This is a genomic window from Escherichia sp. UTM R2 (assembly GCF_048593455.1).
Taxonomy (GTDB): domain Bacteria; phylum Pseudomonadota; class Gammaproteobacteria; order Enterobacterales; family Enterobacteriaceae; genus Escherichia; species Escherichia coli.
Map to the genome: position 1 here is coordinate 4,338,361 of NZ_JBFWDY010000002.1, position 22,884 is coordinate 4,361,244.

General features: G+C 50.9%; 16 protein-coding genes, 5 tRNA genes, 3 rRNA genes and 1 riboswitch. Of the genes, 3 read left to right on the plus strand and 21 right to left on the minus strand.

Features of this window, described 5'->3' with window-relative positions:
* Positions 1-353: 353 nt before the first annotated feature.
* The 9 genes from rplA to AB4H76_RS21765 form a co-directional block, all read right to left on the minus strand.
* Positions 354-1,058 (minus strand): 50S ribosomal protein L1, encoded by a 705-nt coding sequence (rplA, locus tag AB4H76_RS21725; RefSeq protein WP_001096684.1) that lies wholly within the window; start codon positions 1,056-1,058, stop codon positions 354-356.
* 3 nt (positions 1,059-1,061) lie between these two features.
* Positions 1,062-1,490, minus strand: a complete 429-nt coding sequence (gene rplK / locus AB4H76_RS21730) for a 50S ribosomal protein L11 (protein ID WP_001085926.1) — start codon at positions 1,488-1,490, stop codon at positions 1,062-1,064.
* A 158-nt stretch (positions 1,491-1,648) separates the two neighbouring features.
* Positions 1,649-2,194: a transcription termination/antitermination protein NusG gene (nusG, locus tag AB4H76_RS21735; RefSeq protein WP_001287516.1), complete on the minus strand. Its 546-nt coding sequence runs from the start codon at positions 2,192-2,194 to the stop codon at positions 1,649-1,651.
* A gap of 1 nt (position 2,195) precedes the next feature.
* Positions 2,196-2,579 (minus strand): preprotein translocase subunit SecE, encoded by a 384-nt coding sequence (gene secE / locus AB4H76_RS21740; RefSeq protein ID WP_001275702.1) that lies wholly within the window; start codon positions 2,577-2,579, stop codon positions 2,196-2,198.
* A gap of 229 nt (positions 2,580-2,808) precedes the next feature.
* A complete protein-coding gene (tuf, locus tag AB4H76_RS21745; RefSeq protein ID WP_000031784.1) occupies positions 2,809-3,993 on the minus strand; it encodes an elongation factor Tu in 1,185 nt (394 codons plus the stop codon).
* A 114-nt stretch (positions 3,994-4,107) separates the two neighbouring features.
* Positions 4,108-4,183, minus strand: a tRNA-Thr gene (locus tag AB4H76_RS21750).
* Between the two features lie 6 nt (positions 4,184-4,189).
* Positions 4,190-4,264: transfer RNA gene (locus AB4H76_RS21755), tRNA-Gly, on the minus strand.
* Between the two features lie 116 nt (positions 4,265-4,380).
* A tRNA-Tyr gene (locus AB4H76_RS21760) sits at positions 4,381-4,465 on the minus strand.
* Between the two features lie 8 nt (positions 4,466-4,473).
* Positions 4,474-4,549: transfer RNA gene (locus AB4H76_RS21765), tRNA-Thr, on the minus strand.
* 361 nt (positions 4,550-4,910) lie between these two features.
* On the opposite strand from AB4H76_RS21765, the gene coaA reads away from it, so the two are divergent.
* Positions 4,911-5,861 carry a type I pantothenate kinase gene (gene coaA / locus AB4H76_RS21770; protein WP_000023081.1) on the plus strand — a complete coding sequence of 317 codons (951 nt, stop codon included), beginning with the start codon at positions 4,911-4,913 and terminating at the stop codon, positions 5,859-5,861.
* A gap of 28 nt (positions 5,862-5,889) precedes the next feature.
* On the opposite strand, the gene birA is transcribed toward coaA, so the two are convergent.
* The 8 genes from birA to btuB all read right to left on the minus strand — a co-directional run bounded on the left by birA (position 5,890) and on the right by btuB (position 16,038).
* The gene (gene birA / locus AB4H76_RS21775; protein ID WP_000654614.1) at positions 5,890-6,855 is read right to left on the minus strand and encodes a bifunctional biotin--[acetyl-CoA-carboxylase] ligase/biotin operon repressor BirA; all 966 of its coding nucleotides are present in this window, start codon (positions 6,853-6,855) and stop codon (positions 5,890-5,892) included.
* Complete coding sequence (gene murB / locus AB4H76_RS21780) at positions 6,852-7,880, minus strand: UDP-N-acetylmuramate dehydrogenase (RefSeq protein WP_001016666.1); 1,029 nt, start codon at positions 7,878-7,880, stop codon at positions 6,852-6,854. Before murB ends, birA begins: the two co-directional genes overlap by 4 nt.
* Positions 7,881-8,014: 134 nt before the next feature.
* Positions 8,015-8,130, minus strand: a 5S ribosomal RNA gene (gene rrf, locus AB4H76_RS21785).
* A gap of 94 nt (positions 8,131-8,224) precedes the next feature.
* Positions 8,225-11,128 (minus strand): 23S ribosomal RNA (locus tag AB4H76_RS21790).
* Positions 11,129-11,321: 193 nt separating this feature from the next.
* Positions 11,322-11,397, minus strand: a tRNA-Glu gene (locus AB4H76_RS21795).
* A gap of 85 nt (positions 11,398-11,482) precedes the next feature.
* Positions 11,483-13,024, minus strand: a 16S ribosomal RNA gene (locus AB4H76_RS21800).
* The 16S, 23S and 5S rRNA genes sit together here with 1 tRNA gene alongside, the layout of an rRNA operon.
* Before the next feature lie 373 nt (positions 13,025-13,397).
* Positions 13,398-14,255, minus strand: a complete 858-nt coding sequence (gene murI, locus AB4H76_RS21805; protein WP_000201820.1) for a glutamate racemase — start codon at positions 14,253-14,255, stop codon at positions 13,398-13,400.
* A complete protein-coding gene (gene btuB / locus AB4H76_RS21810; RefSeq protein WP_000591383.1) occupies positions 14,200-16,038 on the minus strand; it encodes a TonB-dependent vitamin B12 receptor BtuB in 1,839 nt (612 codons plus the stop codon). The genes murI and btuB overlap by 56 nt, the downstream gene beginning before the upstream one ends.
* A gap of 64 nt (positions 16,039-16,102) precedes the next feature.
* Positions 16,103-16,293, minus strand: a riboswitch (cobalamin riboswitch).
* A 113-nt stretch (positions 16,294-16,406) separates the two neighbouring features.
* On the opposite strand from btuB, the gene trmA reads away from it, so the two are divergent.
* A complete protein-coding gene (trmA, locus tag AB4H76_RS21815) occupies positions 16,407-17,507 on the plus strand; it encodes a tRNA (uridine(54)-C5)-methyltransferase TrmA (RefSeq protein WP_000187022.1) in 1,101 nt (366 codons plus the stop codon).
* A gap of 39 nt (positions 17,508-17,546) precedes the next feature.
* Here the strand turns inward: trmA and AB4H76_RS21820 are convergent, their stop codons facing one another.
* On the minus strand, positions 17,547-17,906 hold the full coding sequence (locus tag AB4H76_RS21820; RefSeq protein ID WP_000806411.1) for a YijD family membrane protein: 360 nt from the start codon (positions 17,904-17,906) through the stop codon (positions 17,547-17,549).
* Positions 17,906-18,556 (minus strand): HTH-type transcriptional repressor FabR, encoded by a 651-nt coding sequence (gene fabR, locus AB4H76_RS21825; RefSeq protein WP_001309117.1) that lies wholly within the window; start codon positions 18,554-18,556, stop codon positions 17,906-17,908. Before fabR ends, AB4H76_RS21820 begins: the two co-directional genes overlap by 1 nt.
* A 330-nt stretch (positions 18,557-18,886) precedes the next feature.
* On the opposite strand from fabR, the gene sthA reads away from it, so the two are divergent.
* Complete coding sequence (gene sthA / locus AB4H76_RS21830; protein ID WP_001120810.1) at positions 18,887-20,287, plus strand: Si-specific NAD(P)(+) transhydrogenase; 1,401 nt, start codon at positions 18,887-18,889, stop codon at positions 20,285-20,287.
* On the opposite strand, the gene oxyR is transcribed toward sthA, so the two are convergent.
* Both oxyR and argH read right to left on the minus strand, forming a co-directional pair.
* Positions 20,270-21,187, minus strand: coding sequence for a DNA-binding transcriptional regulator OxyR (oxyR, locus tag AB4H76_RS21835; RefSeq protein ID WP_001025939.1), 918 nt, complete (start codon positions 21,185-21,187; stop codon positions 20,270-20,272). The two genes, sthA and oxyR, sit on opposite strands and share 18 nt — an antisense overlap.
* A 266-nt stretch (positions 21,188-21,453) precedes the next feature.
* On the minus strand, positions 21,454-22,827 hold the full coding sequence (gene argH, locus AB4H76_RS21840; protein WP_076486670.1) for an argininosuccinate lyase: 1,374 nt from the start codon (positions 22,825-22,827) through the stop codon (positions 21,454-21,456).
* Positions 22,828-22,884 lie beyond the last annotated feature (57 nt).

The following is a 22,884-nucleotide window of genomic DNA, read 5'->3' on the forward strand; positions in this document are numbered from 1 at the left end:
ACGGAGAGAGCGTCTTAATTACGGTGAGCAGAAACAAGCCAGAATATAAAAGAATAATCTTAGCGTTCTGTCACCGTCTACGCAGGGGATTAAGTTTCTTGCGAAACTCCTGCGGTCTTCGACGGAGGCCTGGATAGGCCAGGCTCCAACGAACAAATCTTTTCTATCCGTCGCTATTCAACTTGTGGCGACGTTGGCTTCCTTCATTCGCACCAGTCACATAGTTAGCTATGCTCCTGGCGACTCACTCAGTTGCCGCCTTGCCACAACCCGAATATCTCGGATATACGTCTGCATTAAGCATTATACGTGGGGGTAAGATTGTAGACAAAATCACCGCCCACGTAAAGGCATTAGTTTACAGAAGCGCTCAGGCCAGCCTGGTCAACTGCAACACCTGCACCCATGGTGGTGGAGATGCTAACTTTCTTGATGTACACGCCTTTCGCCTGAGTCGGTTTTGCTTTTTTCAGCGCAACCAGCAGAGCTTCCAGGTTTTCTTTCAGTTTGTCAGCGTCAAAGTCCACTTTACCGATGGTGGTGTGGATGATGCCGTTTTTGTCGTTACGGTAACGAACCTGGCCAGCTTTAGCGTTTTTAACCGCTTCAGCAACGTTCGGCGTTACAGTACCCACTTTCGGGTTTGGCATCAGGCCGCGCGGACCCAGAACCTGGCCCAGCTGGCCAACAACGCGCATTGCATCCGGAGAAGCAATAACAACGTCAAAGTTCATTTCGCCTTTCTTGATCTGGTCAGCCAGATCTTCCATACCTACCAGTTCTGCGCCTGCAGCTTTAGCAGCTTCAGCATTTGCACCTTGGGTAAATACGGCTACGCGAACGGAACGGCCAGTACCGTGCGGCAGTACAGTTGCACCACGTACGTTCTGGTCAGATTTACGAGCGTCGATGCCGAGGTTAACAGCTACGTCCACGCTTTCTACGAATTTAGCAGTCGCCAGCTCTTTCAGCAGTGCGATAGCTTCGTTGATGTCGTACTGTTTGGTTGCATCAACTTTCTCGCGGATAACACGCATGCGCTTGGTCAGTTTAGCCATTTCTTAGTCCTCCACTACCAGGCCCATGGAACGTGCAGTACCTTCGATGGAGCGAGTCATCGCTTCAATGTCGGCACCAGTCATGTCGGCAGCTTTGGTCTGCGCGATTTCCTGCAGCTGAGCGCGGGAAATTTTACCCACTTTGTCTTTGTTCGGCTTACCGGAACCAGACTTGATACCAGCCGCTTTTTTCAGCAGAACTGCTGCCGGCGGGGTCTTGGTAACGAAAGTGAAAGAACGGTCAGCGTAAACGGTGATTACTACCGGAATCGGCAGACCTTTTTCGATGGAATCAGTTTTTGCGTTGAACGCTTTGCAGAATTCCATGATGTTTACGCCCTGCTGACCCAGAGCCGGACCTACTGGCGGACTCGGGTTAGCCATACCAGCTGCAACCTGCAGCTTGACATAGGCTTGTACTTTCTTAGCCATTATAAATTCCTCAAGTTGGGTAATAACGCCTCTGAGAGGCTCCCCGTGATATAAAAAATCGTTTTACGGGCAAGGCCCATAAAAACAAAAGGCGCGAAATTGTATTCCAATCTCACGCCTTGTGCAACGATTAAATCGCCGCTTTTTTGATCGCTGGGTTAGGCTTTTTCAACCTGGCTGAAGTCCAGCTCTACCGGGGTCGCACGACCGAAGATAGAAACAGACACTTTCAGACGAGATTTCTCGTAATCCACTTCTTCAACAACACCGTTGAAGTCAGCGAACGGACCATCATTAACACGGACCATTTCACCCGGTTCAAACAGCGTTTTCGGACGCGGCTTATCACCAACCTGCTGCAGGCGGTTCATAATCGCATCGACTTCTTTATCGCTGATTGGCGCAGGACGATCGGAAGTACCGCCGATGAAGCCCATCACACGCGGTACGCTGCGCACCAGGTGCCAGCTCGCGTCGTTCATCACCATCTGAACGAGGACGTAGCCAGGGAAGAATTTACGTTCGCTTTTGCGACGCTGACCGCCACGGATTTCAACCACTTCTTCGGTTGGTACCATGACTTCACCAAACAAATCTTCCATGTTGTGTAATTTGATATGCTCACGCAGCGACGTTGCTACGCGGCCTTCAAAACCGGAAAACGCCTGAACGACGTACCAGCGCTTTTTAGGAGCTTCAGACATCTCAGAACCTCAGGCCAGTGATAAAGGATACCAGGCGAACCAGAATACCATCCAGTCCCCACAGGATCAGTGACATTACTGCGGTAACCGCAGCCACAATCAGCGTGGTGTGCAATGTTTCCTGGCGAGTCGGCCAAATGACCTTACGGACTTCGGTACGCGCTTCACGGGCAAAAGCAACGGTAGCTTTACCTTTTGTCGTTAACAGCGCGACACCACCCGCTGCAGCAATCAGAATTACTACGGCCAGCGCACGCAGCGGCAGCATAATGTCGCGATAAAGGTAGTTGCCGACAATCGCCACCAGGAGCAATGCCACCACAACGACCCACTTCATCGCTTCCAGGCCGCGCCCGCTTCCTTGAGCTTCGGTATTCGCACTCATAAACCAACCTGTCAGAAGTTTTCTACAAACATTTTCACCCCGCGATCGCGAGGCAAACCAAATCGAAACGCGTATTAGCTTTTCGGATTATACGCCCTCAACAGAGCCTGTCTCAGCAATGATTATGACAAAGAAAATCACTGATGAGCCAGGTTCTGGTACGAAAGCGTGCAAAAAGGGCATCAAATGATGCCCTTTTAGTGCGCATTGCGTCAAATGTTATCGGCAATTAGCTCAGAACTTTTGCTACAACGCCCGCGCCAACGGTACGGCCGCCTTCACGGATTGCGAAACGCAGACCGTCGTCCATCGCGATCGGGTGGATCAGGGTAACAACCATTTTGATGTTGTCGCCCGGCATTACCATCTCTACGCCTTCCGGTAGTTCGATGGTACCAGTCACGTCAGTAGTACGGAAGTAGAACTGCGGACGGTAGCCTTTGAAGAACGGAGTATGACGACCGCCTTCATCTTTGGACAGAATGTACACTTCAGATTCGAACTTGGTGTGCGGCTTGATGGTGCCCGGCTTAGCCAGTACCTGACCACGTTCGATTTCTTCACGTTTGATACCACGCAGCAGAACACCTACGTTCTCACCAGCACGGCCTTCGTCCAGCAGTTTGCGGAACATTTCAACGCCAGTACAGGTAGACTTCTGAGTCTCTTTGATACCAACGATTTCAACTTCTTCACCAACTTTGATGATACCGCGTTCTACACGACCGGTAACAACGGTACCACGACCGGAGATGGAGAATACGTCTTCGATTGGCAGCAGGAACGGCTTGTCAATCGCACGCTCTGGTTCCGGAATGTAAGAATCCAGGAAGCCAGCCAGTTCCAGGATTTTCGCTTCCCACTCTGCGTCGCCTTCCAGCGCTTTCAGAGCAGAACCACGAACGATCGGAGTGTCGTCGCCCGGGAAGTCATACTGAGACAGAAGTTCACGAACTTCCATTTCAACCAGTTCCAGCAGCTCTTCATCATCAACCATGTCGCATTTGTTCAGGAACACGATGATGTACGGAACGCCTACCTGACGACCCAGCAGGATGTGCTCACGAGTCTGCGGCATCGGGCCGTCAGTCGCAGCAACTACCAGGATCGCGCCGTCCATCTGAGCAGCACCGGTGATCATGTTTTTAACATAGTCGGCGTGCCCCGGGCAGTCTACGTGTGCGTAGTGACGGGTCGGGGTGTCGTATTCAACGTGAGAAGTGTTGATGGTGATACCACGAGCTTTTTCTTCCGGCGCGTTATCGATCTGGTCGAATGCGCGAGCAGCACCGCCGTAGGTTTTAGCCAGTACGGTAGTGATTGCAGCGGTCAGCGTTGTTTTACCATGGTCAACGTGGCCGATAGTACCGACGTTAACGTGCGGTTTTGTACGTTCAAACTTTTCTTTAGACATCGATTGTCCCTCTAAGACACGGATAAATCGGTGATATCACCACATCAACCAGGCAACATGCCCGACTTGTTGAATGCAATAAACAGAAGGAAAAAACAGGGAGGAAAAAAGAAGTGGTGCTGATAGGCAGATTCGAACTGCCGACCTCACCCTTACCAAGGGTGCGCTCTACCAACTGAGCTATATCAGCACATCTTGGAGCGGGCAGCGGGAATCGAACCCGCATCATCAGCTTGGAAGGCTGAGGTAATAGCCATTATACGATGCCCGCATCCTGGAACTCGGCTACCTGATTTTCATTCTGCACTGAATATCGAGAGAAGCTCTCTTCATTCGAGCCGGTAAGCGAACTTATCGTCTCGGGCTACGCCATCGCGTGGCCGAAATTGGTGGTGGGGGAAGGATTCGAACCTTCGAAGTCTGTGACGGCAGATTTACAGTCTGCTCCCTTTGGCCGCTCGGGAACCCCACCGGACTTGATGGTGCCGACTACCGGAATCGAACTGGTGACCTACTGATTACAAGTCAGTTGCTCTACCTACTGAGCTAAGTCGGCATCAAGTAGCGCGCATTCTATGGAGACATGCGAGTTCATGCAACTAAAAAATTGCATAATTTGTTTTATTGGTCACATTTTATGCGACACGATGAAGAAACAGCCGAACGGAGGGCAGATTAGCACACTTTTTCAACATCATTGTGCTCAACAATGCGCTCCTGCTAAACCATAATTCTTTTTATCAGATGGAATATCTGTCACATTGCTTTTCAACGATAGCTTCCTGGCAGAGATTTTTTCTTATTATTCCTCCCCATCTGGTGTTACCCTCCTGCCCATTAACCCATTCAACAGAACTGTGACGCGCCATGGCAAATATCGCTTTGCCGATAGAGCTATGACCGCCAGAAACATGCTTATGAGTATAAAAGAGCAAACGTTAATGACGCCTTACCTACAGTTTGACCGCAACCAGTGGGCAGCTCTGCGTGATTCCGTACCTATGACGTTATCGGAAGATGAGATCGCCCGTCTCAAAGGTATTAATGAAGATCTCTCGTTAGAAGAAGTTGCCGAGATCTATTTACCTTTGTCACGTTTGCTGAACTTCTATATAAGCTCGAATCTGCGCCGTCAGGCAGTTCTGGAACAGTTTCTTGGTACTAACGGGCAACGCATTCCTTACATTATCAGTATTGCTGGCAGTGTCGCGGTGGGGAAAAGTACAACCGCCCGTGTATTGCAGGCGCTATTAAGCCGTTGGCCGGAACATCGTCGTGTTGAACTGATCACTACAGATGGCTTCCTTCACCCTAATCAGGTTCTGAAAGAACGTGGTCTGATGAAGAAGAAAGGCTTCCCGGAATCGTATGATATGCATCGCCTGGTGAAGTTTGTTTCCGATCTCAAATCCGGCGTGCCAAACGTTACAGCCCCTGTTTACTCGCATCTTATTTATGATGTGATCCCGGATGGAGATAAAACGGTTGTTCAGCCTGATATTTTAATTCTTGAAGGGTTAAATGTCTTACAGAGCGGGATGGATTATCCACACGATCCACATCATGTATTTGTTTCTGATTTTGTCGATTTTTCGATATATGTTGATGCACCGGAAGACTTACTTCAGACGTGGTATATCAACCGTTTTCTGAAATTCCGCGAAGGGGCTTTTACCGACCCGGATTCCTATTTTCATAACTACGCGAAATTAACTAAAGAAGAAGCGATTAAGACTGCCATGACATTGTGGAAAGAGATCAACTGGCTGAACTTAAAGCAAAATATTCTACCTACTCGTGAGCGCGCCAGTTTAATCCTGACGAAAAGTGCTAATCATGCGGTAGAAGAGGTCAGACTACGCAAATAATTTGCAGGGGAGCGAATACTCCCCTTTCTTATTTTTCTGCACTACGCAGGGATATTTCACCGCCCATCCAGGGTTTTATTATTCCATCCTGCTCAAGTAATAAAGCCCCCTGTTTGTCTATTCCGCGTGAAATGCCAAATATTTCTTTATCACCAATGATAAGTTTCACTGGGCGATTAATAAAATTATCCAGCTTTTCCCAGCGCGACAGATAAGGTGCCAATCCTTCTTGTTCGAAGAGTTCCAACGCAGCACGTAATTCACGTATTAGCATGGCCGCCAACGTATTACGATCGAGATTGATCCCCGCTTCCTGCAGCGTGATCCACCCCTGATTAACGACACTCTCTTCAACACGGCGCATTGCCATGTTGATCCCGGCTCCAATGACTATTTGCGCCGCATCGCCAGTTTTGCCAGTCAGCTCCACAAGAATGCCTGCCAGCTTGCGATCCTGCAGATAGAGGTCATTAGGCCATTTGACACGAACTTTATCTGCTCCCAGCTTGCGTAATACTTCCGCCATCACGATACCGATAACCAGACTTAAACCAATCGCCGCCGCCGGGCCTTGTTCCAGACGCCAGAACATCGACAAATATAAGTTTGCGCCAAAAGGCGAAAACCATTTCCGCCCCCGGCGACCACGGCCAGCCTGCTGGTATTCTGCAACACAGGCATCGCCCGATTTAAGCTCTCCGATACGATCAAGAAGGTACTGATTCGTGGAGTCAATAACTGGCAGCACGGCTACACTACCGCCATCCAGCTGACCCAATATCTGTTCAGCATTAAGTAACTGGATGGGCTCAGGCAGGCTGTATCCTTTACCCGGAACGGTAAAGACATCAACGCCCCAGTCACGCAGTGTCTGAATGTGTTTATTAATAGCCGCCCGGCTCATTCCCAGCGTTTCACCCAACTGCTCGCCAGAGTGAAATTCACCGTTCGCTAACAGGGCAATCAATTTCAGTGGCACGGTGTTATCCTTCATGAAATTGTCTCCACTGCGCTCACTTCACCTGATGCACCAATAAAGCGGACTTCAGGCTCAAGCCAGACATTAAATTTTTCACCCACTTTTTGTCTTACATGGTGTGCCAGTTGCACCACATCTTCGCTTTTTGCATTGTCTTCATTAATGAGAACTAACGCCTGTTGACGGTGCACCGCAGCCCCACCCATTTGCATCCCTTTTAGCTGGCACTGATCAATAAGCCAACCTGCTGCCAGTTTTACTGAACCATCCGCCTGGGGGTAATTTGGTGCTGTTGGAAATTGTGACAGTAATGCTTCAGCCGTTTCGGCAGATACAACAGGGTTTTTGAAGAAACTACCGGCATTGCCATTCACTTTTGGATCAGGGAGTTTGGTGGTGCGCATATGACACACCGCATTAAATACTTGCTGTGGCGTTACTGTTGTAGGATCCAGACGAGTTAAGTCACCATACGTTAGTACAGGTTGCCACTCTTTTGGCAGACGCAGACCTACGGCTACAATGGCGAAGCGATCCTGGTATTCATGTTTAAAAATACTGTCGCGATAGCCAAAACGGCACTCTTTGGCAGTTAAGCGCACTTGCTTGCCTGTCGCCAGTTCAACACAATCAACATAAGCGCAAACTCGCTGTAATTCTACGCCATAAGCACCAATATTCTGGATAGGTGATGAGCCGACACAACCAGGAATTAATGCCAGATTTTCCAGACCAGGCATACCTTCCTGCAAAGTGTATTTTACCAGGCGATGCCAGTTTTCTCCGGCTCCTACATGTAAATACCACGCATCAGGTTCATCATGAATTTCGATACCTTTGATCCGGTTGATGATCACCGTGCCGCGATAGTCTTCCAGAAAAAGTACATTACTTCCTTCACCCAGAATAAGAACGGGTTGTCCTTCTGCGGTTGCATGCTGCCAGGCATTGAGTAATTGTTGTTCGTCTTCGGCACATACAATGTGCTGAGCATTATGATCAATGCCAAATGTGTTCCAGGGTTTTAAGGAGTGGTTCATAGCTGCTTTCCTGATGCAAAAACGAGGCTAGTTTACCGTATCTGTGGGGGGATGGCTTGTAGATATGACGACAGGAAGAGTTTGTAGAAACGCAAAAAGGCCATCCGTCAGGATGGCCTTCTGCTTAATTTGATGCCTGGCAGTTCCCTACTCTCGCATGGGGAGACCCCACACTACCATCGGCGCTACGGCGTTTCACTTCTGAGTTCGGCATGGGGTCAGGTGGGACCACCGCGCTACGGCCGCCAGGCAAATTCTGTTTTATCAGACCGCTTCTGCGTTCTGATTTAATCTGTATCAGGCTGAAAATCTTCTCTCATCCGCCAAAACAGCTTCGGCGTTGTAAGGTTAAGCCTCACGGTTCATTAGTACCGGTTAGCTCAACGCATCGCTGCGCTTACACACCCGGCCTATCAACGTCGTCGTCTTCAACGTTCCTTCAGGACTCTCAAGGAGTCAGGGAGAACTCATCTCGGGGCAAGTTTCGTGCTTAGATGCTTTCAGCACTTATCTCTTCCGCATTTAGCTACCGGGCAGTGCCATTGGCATGACAACCCGAACACCAGTGATGCGTCCACTCCGGTCCTCTCGTACTAGGAGCAGCCCCCCTCAGTTCTCCAGCGCCCACGGCAGATAGGGACCGAACTGTCTCACGACGTTCTAAACCCAGCTCGCGTACCACTTTAAATGGCGAACAGCCATACCCTTGGGACCTACTTCAGCCCCAGGATGTGATGAGCCGACATCGAGGTGCCAAACACCGCCGTCGATATGAACTCTTGGGCGGTATCAGCCTGTTATCCCCGGAGTACCTTTTATCCGTTGAGCGATGGCCCTTCCATTCAGAACCACCGGATCACTATGACCTGCTTTCGCACCTGCTCGCGCCGTCACGCTCGCAGTCAAGCTGGCTTATGCCATTGCACTAACCTCCTGATGTCCGACCAGGATTAGCCAACCTTCGTGCTCCTCCGTTACTCTTTAGGAGGAGACCGCCCCAGTCAAACTACCCACCAGACACTGTCCGCAACCCGGATTACGGGTCAACGTTAGAACATCAAACATTAAAGGGTGGTATTTCAAGGTCGGCTCCATGCAGACTGGCGTCCACACTTCAAAGCCTCCCACCTATCCTACACATCAAGGCTCAATGTTCAGTGTCAAGCTATAGTAAAGGTTCACGGGGTCTTTCCGTCTTGCCGCGGGTACACTGCATCTTCACAGCGAGTTCAATTTCACTGAGTCTCGGGTGGAGACAGCCTGGCCATCATTACGCCATTCGTGCAGGTCGGAACTTACCCGACAAGGAATTTCGCTACCTTAGGACCGTTATAGTTACGGCCGCCGTTTACCGGGGCTTCGATCAAGAGCTTCGCTTGCGCTGACCCCATCAATTAACCTTCCGGCACCGGGCAGGCGTCACACCGTATACGTCCACTTTCGTGTTTGCACAGTGCTGTGTTTTTAATAAACAGTTGCAGCCAGCTGGTATCTTCGACTGATTTCAGCTCCACGAGCAAGTCGCTTCACCTACATATCAGCGTGCCTTCTCCCGAAGTTACGGCACCATTTTGCCTAGTTCCTTCACCCGAGTTCTCTCAAGCGCCTTGGTATTCTCTACCTGACCACCTGTGTCGGTTTGGGGTACGATTTGATGTTACCTGATGCTTAGAGGCTTTTCCTGGAAGCAGGGCATTTGTTGCTTCAGCACCGTAGTGCCTCGTCATCACGCCTCAGCCTTGATTTTCCGGATTTGCCTGGAAAACCAGCCTACACGCTTAAACCGGGACAACCGTCGCCCGGCCAACATAGCCTTCTCCGTCCCCCCTTCGCAGTAACACCAAGTACAGGAATATTAACCTGTTTCCCATCGACTACGCCTTTCGGCCTCGCCTTAGGGGTCGACTCACCCTGCCCCGATTAACGTTGGACAGGAACCCTTGGTCTTCCGGCGAGCGGGCTTTTCACCCGCTTTATCGTTACTTATGTCAGCATTCGCACTTCTGATACCTCCAGCATGCCTCACAGCACACCTTCACAGGCTTACAGAACGCTCCCCTACCCAACAACGCATAAGCGTCGCTGCCGCAGCTTCGGTGCATGGTTTAGCCCCGTTACATCTTCCGCGCAGGCCGACTCGACCAGTGAGCTATTACGCTTTCTTTAAATGATGGCTGCTTCTAAGCCAACATCCTGGCTGTCTGGGCCTTCCCACATCGTTTCCCACTTAACCATGACTTTGGGACCTTAGCTGGCGGTCTGGGTTGTTTCCCTCTTCACGACGGACGTTAGCACCCGCCGTGTGTCTCCCGTGATAACATTCTCCGGTATTCGCAGTTTGCATCGGGTTGGTAAGTCGGGATGACCCCCTTGCCGAAACAGTGCTCTACCCCCGGAGATGAATTCACGAGGCGCTACCTAAATAGCTTTCGGGGAGAACCAGCTATCTCCCGGTTTGATTGGCCTTTCACCCCCAGCCACAAGTCATCCGCTAATTTTTCAACATTAGTCGGTTCGGTCCTCCAGTTAGTGTTACCCAACCTTCAACCTGCCCATGGCTAGATCACCGGGTTTCGGGTCTATACCCTGCAACTTAACGCCCAGTTAAGACTCGGTTTCCCTTCGGCTCCCCTATTCGGTTAACCTTGCTACAGAATATAAGTCGCTGACCCATTATACAAAAGGTACGCAGTCACACGCCTAAGCGTGCTCCCACTGCTTGTACGTACACGGTTTCAGGTTCTTTTTCACTCCCCTCGCCGGGGTTCTTTTCGCCTTTCCCTCACGGTACTGGTTCACTATCGGTCAGTCAGGAGTATTTAGCCTTGGAGGATGGTCCCCCCATATTCAGACAGGATACCACGTGTCCCGCCCTACTCATCGAGCTCACAGCATGTGCATTTTTGTGTACGGGGCTGTCACCCTGTATCGCGCGCCTTTCCAGACGCTTCCACTAACACACACACTGATTCAGGCTCTGGGCTGCTCCCCGTTCGCTCGCCGCTACTGGGGGAATCTCGGTTGATTTCTTTTCCTCGGGGTACTTAGATGTTTCAGTTCCCCCGGTTCGCCTCATTAACCTATGGATTCAGTTAATGATAGTGTGTCGAAACACACTGGGTTTCCCCATTCGGAAATCGCCGGTTATAACGGTTCATATCACCTTACCGACGCTTATCGCAGATTAGCACGTCCTTCATCGCCTCTGACTGCCAGGGCATCCACCGTGTACGCTTAGTCGCTTAACCTCACAACCCGAAGATGTTTCTTTCGATTCATCATCGCGTTGCGAAAATTTGAGAGACTCACGAACAACTTTCGTTGTTCAGTGTTTCAATTTTCAGCTTGATCCAGATTTTTAAAGAGCAAATATATCAAACATCACCCGAAGATGAGTTTTGAGATATTAAGGCAGGTGACTTTCACTCACAAACCAGCAAGTGGCGTCCCCTAGGGGATTCGAACCCCTGTTACCGCCGTGAAAGGGCGGTGTCCTGGGCCTCTAGACGAAGGGGACGTATCAGTCTGCTTCGCAAGACGCCTTGCTTTTCACTTTCTATCAGACAATCTGTGTGAGCACTGCAAAGAACGCTTCTTTAAGGTAAGGAGGTGATCCAACCGCAGGTTCCCCTACGGTTACCTTGTTACGACTTCACCCCAGTCATGAATCACAAAGTGGTAAGCGCCCTCCCGAAGGTTAAGCTACCTACTTCTTTTGCAACCCACTCCCATGGTGTGACGGGCGGTGTGTACAAGGCCCGGGAACGTATTCACCGTGGCATTCTGATCCACGATTACTAGCGATTCCGACTTCATGGAGTCGAGTTGCAGACTCCAATCCGGACTACGACGCACTTTATGAGGTCCGCTTGCTCTCGCGAGGTCGCTTCTCTTTGTATGCGCCATTGTAGCACGTGTGTAGCCCTGGTCGTAAGGGCCATGATGACTTGACGTCATCCCCACCTTCCTCCAGTTTATCACTGGCAGTCTCCTTTGAGTTCCCGGCCGGACCGCTGGCAACAAAGGATAAGGGTTGCGCTCGTTGCGGGACTTAACCCAACATTTCACAACACGAGCTGACGACAGCCATGCAGCACCTGTCTCACGGTTCCCGAAGGCACATTCTCATCTCTGAAAACTTCCGTGGATGTCAAGACCAGGTAAGGTTCTTCGCGTTGCATCGAATTAAACCACATGCTCCACCGCTTGTGCGGGCCCCCGTCAATTCATTTGAGTTTTAACCTTGCGGCCGTACTCCCCAGGCGGTCGACTTAACGCGTTAGCTCCGGAAGCCACGCCTCAAGGGCACAACCTCCAAGTCGACATCGTTTACGGCGTGGACTACCAGGGTATCTAATCCTGTTTGCTCCCCACGCTTTCGCACCTGAGCGTCAGTCTTCGTCCAGGGGGCCGCCTTCGCCACCGGTATTCCTCCAGATCTCTACGCATTTCACCGCTACACCTGGAATTCTACCCCCCTCTACGAGACTCAAGCTTGCCAGTATCAGATGCAGTTCCCAGGTTGAGCCCGGGGATTTCACATCTGACTTAACAAACCGCCTGCGTGCGCTTTACGCCCAGTAATTCCGATTAACGCTTGCACCCTCCGTATTACCGCGGCTGCTGGCACGGAGTTAGCCGGTGCTTCTTCTGCGGGTAACGTCAATGAGCAAAGGTATTAACTTTACTCCCTTCCTCCCCGCTGAAAGTACTTTACAACCCGAAGGCCTTCTTCATACACGCGGCATGGCTGCATCAGGCTTGCGCCCATTGTGCAATATTCCCCACTGCTGCCTCCCGTAGGAGTCTGGACCGTGTCTCAGTTCCAGTGTGGCTGGTCATCCTCTCAGACCAGCTAGGGATCGTCGCCTAGGTGAGCCGTTACCCCACCTACTAGCTAATCCCATCTGGGCACATCCGATGGCAAGAGGCCCGAAGGTCCCCCTCTTTGGTCTTGCGACGTTATGCGGTATTAGCTACCGTTTCCAGTAGTTATCCCCCTCCATCAGGCAGTTTCCCAGACATTACTCACCCGTCCGCCACTCGTCAGCGAAACAGCAAGCTGTTTCCTGTTACCGTTCGACTTGCATGTGTTAGGCCTGCCGCCAGCGTTCAATCTGAGCCATGATCAAACTCTTCAATTTAAAAGTTTGATGCTCAAAGAATTAAACTTCGTAATGAATTACGTGTTCACTCTTGAGACTTGGTATTCATTTTTCGTCTTTCGACGTTAAGAATCCGTATCTTCGAGTGCCCACACAGATTGTCTGATAAATTGTTAAAGAGCAGTGCCGCTTTGCTTTTTCTCAGCGGCGCGGGGTGTGCATAATACGCTTTCCCGCTACAGAGTCAAGCATTTATTTTTGCTTTCTCTGCCGGAGTTCTCAGGAGAACCCCGCTGACCCGGCGGCGTGTTTGCCGTTGTTCCGTGTCAGTGGTGGCGCATTATAGGGAGTTATTCCGGCCTGACAAGAGGAAATTTAAAATAATTTTCTGACCGCGCAACATTCAACCAAATCAGCCTAAAACTGCCAGTTTTTCGAGCGTTTCGAAGCCGTAACGCTGTAAAACGGGCAATAATTGTTCAGCTCCTGGCGTCATTGCCATACAAAAGGCAATATTCGCATCGGCAGATTTTGCATCCGGGGCTTCATGTTCTAACAACCAGGCCGTTCGGCGAGCAATCGCTGCGCCAGAATCCACCAGCCGGGTTCCCTCTGGCAGCACTTGTAACAGTTCTTCTTGTAGTAGAGGGAAATGGGTGCAACCCAATACAACGGTATCTGGCGGCTCTTTCATTCTTAACCACGGGCGTAGGATACGTTTTAGTGCATCCAGAGAAACATCTTCGCCATGTAGCTTCGCTTCAGCCAACTCAACCATCTCTGCCGAGCCCAGCATTTCTATCTGGCATTCATTAGCGAAACGCGCGATCAGCTCATGAGTATAAGAACGTTTAACTGTTCCGCGGGTTGCCAGTAATCCGACAATGCCATTTGCCGTCAGACGTGCAGCAGGTTTAATCGCCGGCACGACACCAACAACCGGGAAGTCGAACTTTTCGCGTAATGCAGGAAGTGAAACGGTACTGGCAGTGTTGCAAGCGACCACAGCCAGCGCAAGGGGATAACGTTCTTGCACCGCGGTGACAATTGCCACCACTCGCTCAACAATAAACGCTTCGCTTTTTTCGCCATACGGGAAAGCGACGTTATCGAAAGCATAAATGTAATGGAGATCCGGTAAGAGATGCCGGATCTCGTCATAGACCGACAACCCACCGACGCCGGAGTCAAACACCAGCACGGTGGGACGTGGTTCAGAAGGTGTAGCTGCCAGACAAGGTGTATTCCCGTCCTGCAGTTTGGTAGCCATAGACTGTCTCATAATCTTTGTCGAACAGGTTGGCTATTTTACCACGAACTGTCAGATGAGAGGTGACCGGATATGAAAGTCCGATATCCCACACGCTCAGTCCTCCCATTTTCACCTTACGGGTACTGTCATAGTCGTAATCGTATCGTTCACCAATGTACTGATACGTGACATCCCACCCCAACTCGTAAACCTCACCGCTCAACTCATATTTTACCTGCTGTTTTGCACGGCGATAGAGTTGTTGATCAGTTTCATCATCACGGGGGTCTACATACTGCAATGTTAAACGATGATCGATAGGACCAGTTGTGAAATTACCCGTCCATTCCAGGCCCTTAATGGTCGCGGATTTAACGTTAAAATAGGTATTGTTGTTGTAGTCGATCAGGTTCTGAATTTTGTAGCGATAGGTCGACAATCGCCAGTCAACAGGACCTGTCAAGCCTTCTAATCCTGCCTCCCATTGCTTAGATTCTTCTGGTTTCAAGTTAGGGTTAGAAGCAATACCAAACCGCTCTGCGCCAAATTGTTGACCAAGCGAAGGAGCAAGGAAACCAGTTCCATAGGAAAGCGTTACTTTGTAACCATCAACAAACTGCCACCCTGCTGCCGTTTGCCAAGTGCCATGCCAACCTAGCTGGCCATCGTGATCCTCACGACCAGAGGCTTCTAGTGTGATGTTATCAATTTGCTGCTGCCCGGTTAGATAAAGCCCAGTGTTATTACGCTTGTAGTTATCCGTGCCATTAGCGCCAAAAGACATCAGTTTTTCCTGTTTCCAGTCTGCTCCTGCGCTGATAGCACCATGCCCAACAATGACATTGTTACCCCACTGGATGTAACGTTGCTCCATATCATCAAGTGTATAACCTGATGCGTAACGCCCAGTCAGACTGCTGTAGTTGTAGTCCTTAATGCGCTGATAATTTACCACCAGTTGCGAAGAGTAGACTCCCGAATTAAAACGCAATCCAGTATCCCACGACTGTGTGTAATTTTGATGCTCATCATTGCCGCCATCATATCCCCAGTTCCCTTGGTCGTAATCGGCATTACTGGCATAACCGTAGCCACGGAAGTAACCATCAAATTGATCGTTAAATTTGTGCTCAATTCCCCCCCAGAACAGCTTGTTACGATAACCATCGCGATCGCCATCTCCGCTATAACTTGAGTGTGGCTGAACATTGAAACCTTTGGTCGTCTGATAAGCCCCTGCAGCAGTCACCACCGTATCTCCAAAACGCTGGCGGTATGTGCCATCGTACTGTTGGTAGCCTTTCGAACCGATACTGGAGTTAATTTGCGAACGCTCTTCATTCGTCATAGTGATGATGTTGACAACACCACCAATCGCACCAGAGCCATAAACAGCCGAGCGTGGGCCACGAATATATTCAATACGCTGGACCAGCGAGACTGGGATCTGGTCAATGTCTGAGCTATTCGATATACCAGGGCGTGCTACTGGAATTCCATCAACTAACACCAGAACGTGTTTCGATTCGGTTCCCCGGATAAAAAGAGAAGAACTCTGTCCCATACCGCCATACTGTGCGACATCAACACCAGGTAAGCGGCGCATCACATCCAGAACGGTTCTGGATTGCCAGCGTTCGATATCCTCACGCGTGACAATATCCGTCGGAGCCAGAACAGTATTGATAGGCTGTTGAAAACGGTTAGCAGTAACGACGAGAGTATCCGGGCTGGTATCCTGTGCCCAAGCGGAAAAGGCTGTGACGGAACACGCCGTCAGCAGCGAAGCTTTTTTAATCATTGTAAAGCATCCACAATAGAAGAAGGATGCCGCAGGTTTCATCAATATTACGCGATGATGAGAACCAGATGCGACGTTGGCCGGCAGGTCTTCGGGCTTGGAGGGGTATCTAAGATACTAAGAGATGATGACTTCCCACCGGATGGCAGTGTCCGCATAACGCAATCATCGCACCTTTCCTTACCGCTGCGCGTCAGCTCCAGATTCGCACTGGATTCCCTATTAACTCACAGGACCGGCAAGTGGATGCTACAGGTTGTAACAAGTTACTGTCCAGACGTAGCTCACAAATAGGAATTCATCAAGATCTGGACATCTGATGAGCAATCCCTACAATCGCCGCGTACTTTAATTTTTCAGGATACATCATGACCCCCGAACACCTTCCAACAGAACAGTATGAAGCGCAGTTAGCCGAAAAAGTGGTACGTTTGCAAAGTATGATGGCACCGTTTTCTGACCTGGTTCCGGAAGTGTTTCGCTCGCCGGTCAGTCATTACCGGATGCGCGCGGAGTTCCGCATCTGGCACGATGGCGATGACCTGTATCACATCATTTTCGATCAACAAACCAAAAGCCGCATCCGCGTGGATAGCTTCCCCGCCGCCAGTGAACTTATCAACCAGTTGATGACGGCGATGATTGCGGGTGTGCGTAATAATCCCGTTCTGCGCCACAAGTTGTTCCAGATTGATTACCTCACTACGCTGAGTAATCAGGCGGTGGTTTCCCTGCTATACCATAAGAAGCTGGATGATGAGTGGCGTCAGGAAGCGGAGGCCCTGCGCGATGCACTGCGCGCGCAGAATCTGAATGTGCATCTGATTGGTCGGGCAACGAAAACCAAAATCGAGCTGGATCAGGATTACATCGATGAACGTCTGCCGGTCGCAGGGAAAGAGATGATCTACCGTCAGGTAGAAAACAGCTTTACCCAGCCGAACGCGGCGATGAATATTCAGATGCTGGAATGGGCGCTGGACGTAACCAAAGGCTCAAAAGGCGATTTACTGGAGCTGTACTGCGGCAACGGTAACTTTTCATTAGCGCTGGCGCGTAATTTTGATCGGGTATTAGCCACCGAAATCGCTAAGCCGTCGGTTGCTGCTGCGCAATACAACATCGCAGCTAACCATATTGATAACGTACAAATTATTCGTATGGCGGCAGAAGAATTTACTCAGGCGATGAATGGTGTGCGCGAGTTTAACCGCCTGCAAGGGATCGACTTAAAGAGTTATCAGTGCGAAACCATTTTTGTCGACCCACCGCGCAGCGGTCTGGACAGTGAAACCGAGAAAATGGTGCAGGCGTATCCACGTATTCTGTATATCTCCTGCAATCCGGAAACGTTATGCAAGAATCTGGAAACATTAAGCCAGACGCACAAGGTCGAACGTCTGGCTCTGTTTGATCAGTTCCCCTACACGCACCATATGGAGTGCGGCGTATTACTGACCGCGAAGTAAAACCCATGCCGGATGCGCCAGCATCCGGCATGATACCGATTACTCAGCAACTTCCTGCTTACGGTTACGCATCTTCGCGCCAATCCAGAACACCATAATGACGGAGAGTACTGCCGGGAAGAAGTTAGAGCCGATATCCGGATATTCCGCACGAACTACCGTGCTGTACAGCAGTACGCCGAGAATAAAACAGGCAGCTGCCAGACCCGGCAAGCCTACCGGCATGGTGCGATTAAGATAACGTTGATGCAGGCAGTAAACCGTCAGCACCAGGGAAATAATCGGGAATACAGAAAATGGCACAATGGAGCTAAACAGCGCTGCGAAAGTACCATTAATTGATAAGCCAGCAACCAACGCCAGCAGCAGCGTACCTCTATCTTGATTTGCTTGTTTCATTACTCGTCCTTCACATTTCCCGGAATAATTGCGGTTTTCTCTTGTTCACGGCGATACCAGTAATAAGCCCCTTTCGAAATCATTCGCAGTTGCAGTACCAGTCGCTCTTCTAATTGCCGACGTTGTTCGACGCCGACGTCCAACGCCTCGGCACCCGCACTGAAGACAATTGTCACCATTGCTTCGGCTTGCGCTTCAGTAAACGCACGCGGCATATGGTTTTCGAGTTCCAGATAGTCCGCAAGTTCCGCAATGAAGTGCTGAATTTCACGCGCAACGGCGGCACGAAACGCAGCGGAGGTGCCGGAGCGTTCCCGCAATAATAACCGGAAGGCATTAGGATTATTACCGATGAACTCCATAAATGTGGAGACCGAGGTGCGGATCACACTCCCGCCTTTGGCGATACGCTGACGCGCCTGGCGCATGAGTTGGCGTAGCATTAAACCGCTCTCATCAACCATGGTCAGACCCAGTTCGTCTACGTCGCGGAAATGCCGATAAAAAGAGGTGGGAGCAATGCCCGCTTCACGCGCCACTTCACGCAAACTCAGGCTGGCGAAGCTGCGTTCAGCACTTAATTGGCTAAATGCGGCTTCCACCAGCGAACGGCGGGTTTTTTCTTTTTGTTGCGCTCTTACGCCCATCACGATGTCTGAATCCTTGCCAAAAGTACTGCTGGCACTATACCAGAGAATGAACATACTGGATTGCTCCAGTATTGTGAATGAACGGTAACGCAATAAAACATATTTACTGCAATTCTTTGGCCGGTTCTTTTACGTACAGCGGAAACCTGCCGCTTAAACGGAGAGTATCGTCGATAAAAATCCAATAAAACGTCAGGGCAAAAGTAAGAAACAGACAAAGCAAAGGCCGCTCAGGATATAGCCAGATAAATGACGGGGATCAATTGGCTTACCCGCGATAAAATGTTACCATTCTGTTGCTTTTATGTATAAGAACAGGTAAGCCCTACCATGCCACATTCCTACGATTACGATGCCATAGTAATAGGTTCCGGCCCCGGCGGCGAAGGCGCTGCAATGGGCCTGGTTAAGCAAGGTGCGCGCGTCGCAGTTATCGAGCGTTATCAAAATGTTGGCGGCGGTTGCACCCACTGGGGCACCATCCCGTCGAAAGCTCTCCGTCACGCCGTCAGCCGCATTATAGAATTCAATCAAAACCCACTTTACAGCGACCATTCCCGACTGCTCCGCTCTTCTTTTGCCGATATCCTTAACCATGCCGATAACGTGATTAATCAACAAACGCGCATGCGTCAGGGATTTTACGAACGTAATCACTGTGAAATATTGCAGGGAAACGCTCGCTTTGTTGACGAGCATACGTTGGCGCTGGATTGCCCGGACGGCAGCGTTGAAACACTAACCGCTGAAAAATTTGTTATTGCCTGCGGCTCTCGTCCATATCATCCAACAGATGTTGATTTCACCCATCCACGCATTTACGACAGCGACTCAATTCTCAGCATGCACCACGAACCGCGCCATGTACTTATCTATGGTGCTGGAGTGATCGGCTGTGAATATGCGTCGATCTTCCGCGGTATGGATGTAAAAGTGGATCTGATCAACACCCGCGATCGCCTGCTGGCATTTCTCGATCAAGAGATGTCAGATTCTCTCTCCTATCACTTCTGGAACAGTGGCGTAGTGATTCGTCACAACGAAGAGTACGAGAAGATCGAAGGCTGTGACGATGGTGTGATCATGCATCTGAAGTCGGGTAAAAAACTGAAAGCTGACTGCCTGCTCTATGCCAACGGTCGCACCGGTAATACCGATTCGCTGGCGTTACAGAACATTGGGCTAGAAACTGACAGCCGCGGACAGCTGAAGGTCAACAGCATGTATCAGACCGCACAGCCACACGTTTACGCGGTGGGCGACGTGATTGGTTATCCGAGCCTGGCGTCGGCGGCCTATGACCAGGGGCGCATTGCCGCGCAGGCGCTGGTAAAAGGCGAAGCCACCGCACATCTGATTGAAGATATCCCTACCGGTATTTACACCATCCCGGAAATCAGCTCTGTGGGCAAAACCGAACAGCAGCTGACCGCAATGAAAGTGCCATATGAAGTGGGCCGCGCCCAGTTTAAACATCTGGCACGCGCACAAATCGTCGGCATGAACGTGGGCACGCTGAAAATTTTGTTCCATCGGGAAACAAAAGAGATTCTGGGTATTCACTGCTTTGGCGAGCGCGCTGCCGAAATTATTCATATCGGTCAGGCGATTATGGAACAGAAAGGTGGCGGCAACACTATTGAGTACTTCGTCAACACCACCTTTAACTACCCGACGATGGCGGAAGCCTATCGGGTAGCTGCGTTAAACGGTTTAAACCGCCTGTTTTAAAACTTTATCGAAATGGCCATCCATTCTTGCGCGGATGGCCTCTGCCAGCTGCTCATAGCGGCTGCGCAGCGGTGAGCCAGGACGATAAACCAGGCCAATAGTGCGGCGTGGTTCCGGCTTAATGCACGGCAGATAAACAACCCCATCGCGTTTGCGCTCCGGCGGCACAGCCAGCGCTGGCAGTAAAGTGATCCCGCTACCTGCCGCCACCATGTTGCGCAGAGTTTCCAGGCTGGTCGCGCGGAAGTGTGTATCTTCATCCGCCCCGGCTTCAAAACAGAAACCCATTGCCTGATCGCGCAAACAGTGACCATCTTCCAGCATCAGCAGTTTTTCCCCTGCCAGATCGGCCATCGGTACGCATTCGCGGTTCGCCCACGGGTGATCTTCATAGATAGCCAGCAACATTGGCTCATCAAACAACGGCACTTCAATGAATGCTTCGCTCTCTTTCACCAGCGCGAGGATCACGCAATCGAGTTTGCCGCTGTCCAGTTGCGCCAGTAACTGGTGGGTCTGTGCTTCATGCAGATACATTTCCAGCTTTGGAAAGGTCTGGTGCAGCATAGGGATAATATGCGGTAGCAGGTACGGTCCAACTGTGGGAATCAAACCAATGTGCAGCGGTCCGGACATCGTCTCGCCCTGCTGGCTTGCCATCTCTTTAAGGACTTTCACCTCACGCAGCACGGTACGCGCCTGATCCACCAGCAGCATTCCCGCCTGGGTGAACAACACTTTACGGCTGGTCCGCTCCAGCAACATCACGCCCAGCTCATCTTCCAGCTTACGAATTTGCCCGCTAAGCGTCGGCTGGCTAACGTGGCAGGAATCTGCCGCACGCCGAAAATGGCGGTGTTCAGCCAATGCCACCAGGTACTCAAGATCACGAATATTCATTATCCATCCTCCATCGCCACGATAGTTCATGGCGATAGGTAGAATAGCAATGAACGATTATCCCTATCAAGCATTCTGACTGATAATTGCTCACAGAAACGGAGCGGCACCTCTTTTAACCCTTGAAGTCACTGCCCGTTTCGAGAGTTTCTCAACTCGAATAACTAAAGCCAACGTGAACTTTTGCGGATCTCCAGGATCCGCTTTTTTTTGCCATAAAAAAGCCCGGCGATAAGCCAGGCTCAAATTTATACATATAAATGTTCTTACCCTAACCGAGTCTGCGCAAAAGCAATCGCCTGCGCCACCTGCTGCGGTGAGACGCCGCCTTTTGCCGCACGCTTGTCGAGGCACGATTGCAGCGACAGAATCGGATAGACATCTTCGTCAATCACCTGACTGAATTTCTGCAACTCACTGAGCGGCAGATCTTCCAGCGGTTTGCCCTGACGAATGGCTTCCACCACCGCTTCACCAACAATATGGTGCGCCTCGCGGAACGGTACGCCTTTCGCCACCAGATAATCCGCCAGTTCGGTGGCGTTGGCGTAACCCTGCTGAGCCGCTTCCTGGCAACGTGGACGTTTCACCTGAATGCCGTCCAGCACCAGCGCCGCCATATGCAGGCAGTCCAGCCAGGTATCGAGCGCGTCGAACAGACCTTCTTTGTCTTCCTGCATATCTTTGTTGTAAGCCAGCGGCAAACCTTTCAGCGTCATCATCATGCCGGTTAACGCCCCCTGCACCCGGCCGCATTTACCGCGAATCAGCTCCAGCGCATCCGGGTTTTTCTTCTGCGGCATTAATGATGAACCGGAAGTCACGCGGTCAGAAAGCTCCACAAACCCCGCTTCGCCGGTGTTAAAGAAAATCAGATCTTCAGCAAAACGCGACAGATGCACCATGCCGATAGCGGCAGCAGAAAGCAGTTCCAACACATGGTCACGGTCAGAAACGCTGTCGAGACTGTTACGGGTCGCCGAAGCAAAGCCCAGCCAGCCTGCTAACTGTTCACGGTCGATTTCATAGGCCGTTCCCGCCAGCGCGCCACAGCCTAGCGGGCTGACATCCAGACGCTTAAGCGCATCCTGCAAACGGCTTTCATCACGCGCCAGCATCTCAACATAGGCCAGGCACCAGTGCGCGAACGTCACCGGCTGGGCGCGTTGCAGGTGAGTGTAACCTGGCATTACCGCGTCCTGATTGTTTTGTGCGGTTTCCACCAGCGCCGATTGCAGCTGCCGGTTAGCCGTCAGTAACTCGCTAACGGTATCTTTGCACCACAGTTTCAGGTCAGTCGCTACCTGATCATTACGGCTACGCCCGGTATGCAGCTTTTTGCCTAACTGGCCCACTTTGTCGATCAGTTTGCCTTCCACCCAGCTATGGATATCTTCGGCGTCGCTTTCAAGGATTTGTTGTGGCCTGGCGCGAACATCTTCCAGCAACACGTTCAGCGCCTCTTCCAGTTGCGCCTGCTCTTCTGCGGTTAACACGCCTACCGTGACCAGGGCTTTGGACCAGGCCACAGAGCCAACAATATCCTGCTCCGCCAGACGGTAATCAAAGCGCAGTGAGTCGTTGAATTGTTTGAACCGTTGATCTGCTGCCTGGGTAAAACGCCCGCCCCAAAGTGCCATAACTCTGTTTCCTTATTTTGAAATTCAATGCCGGAAAGCTGCGCCTCCGGCCAACAA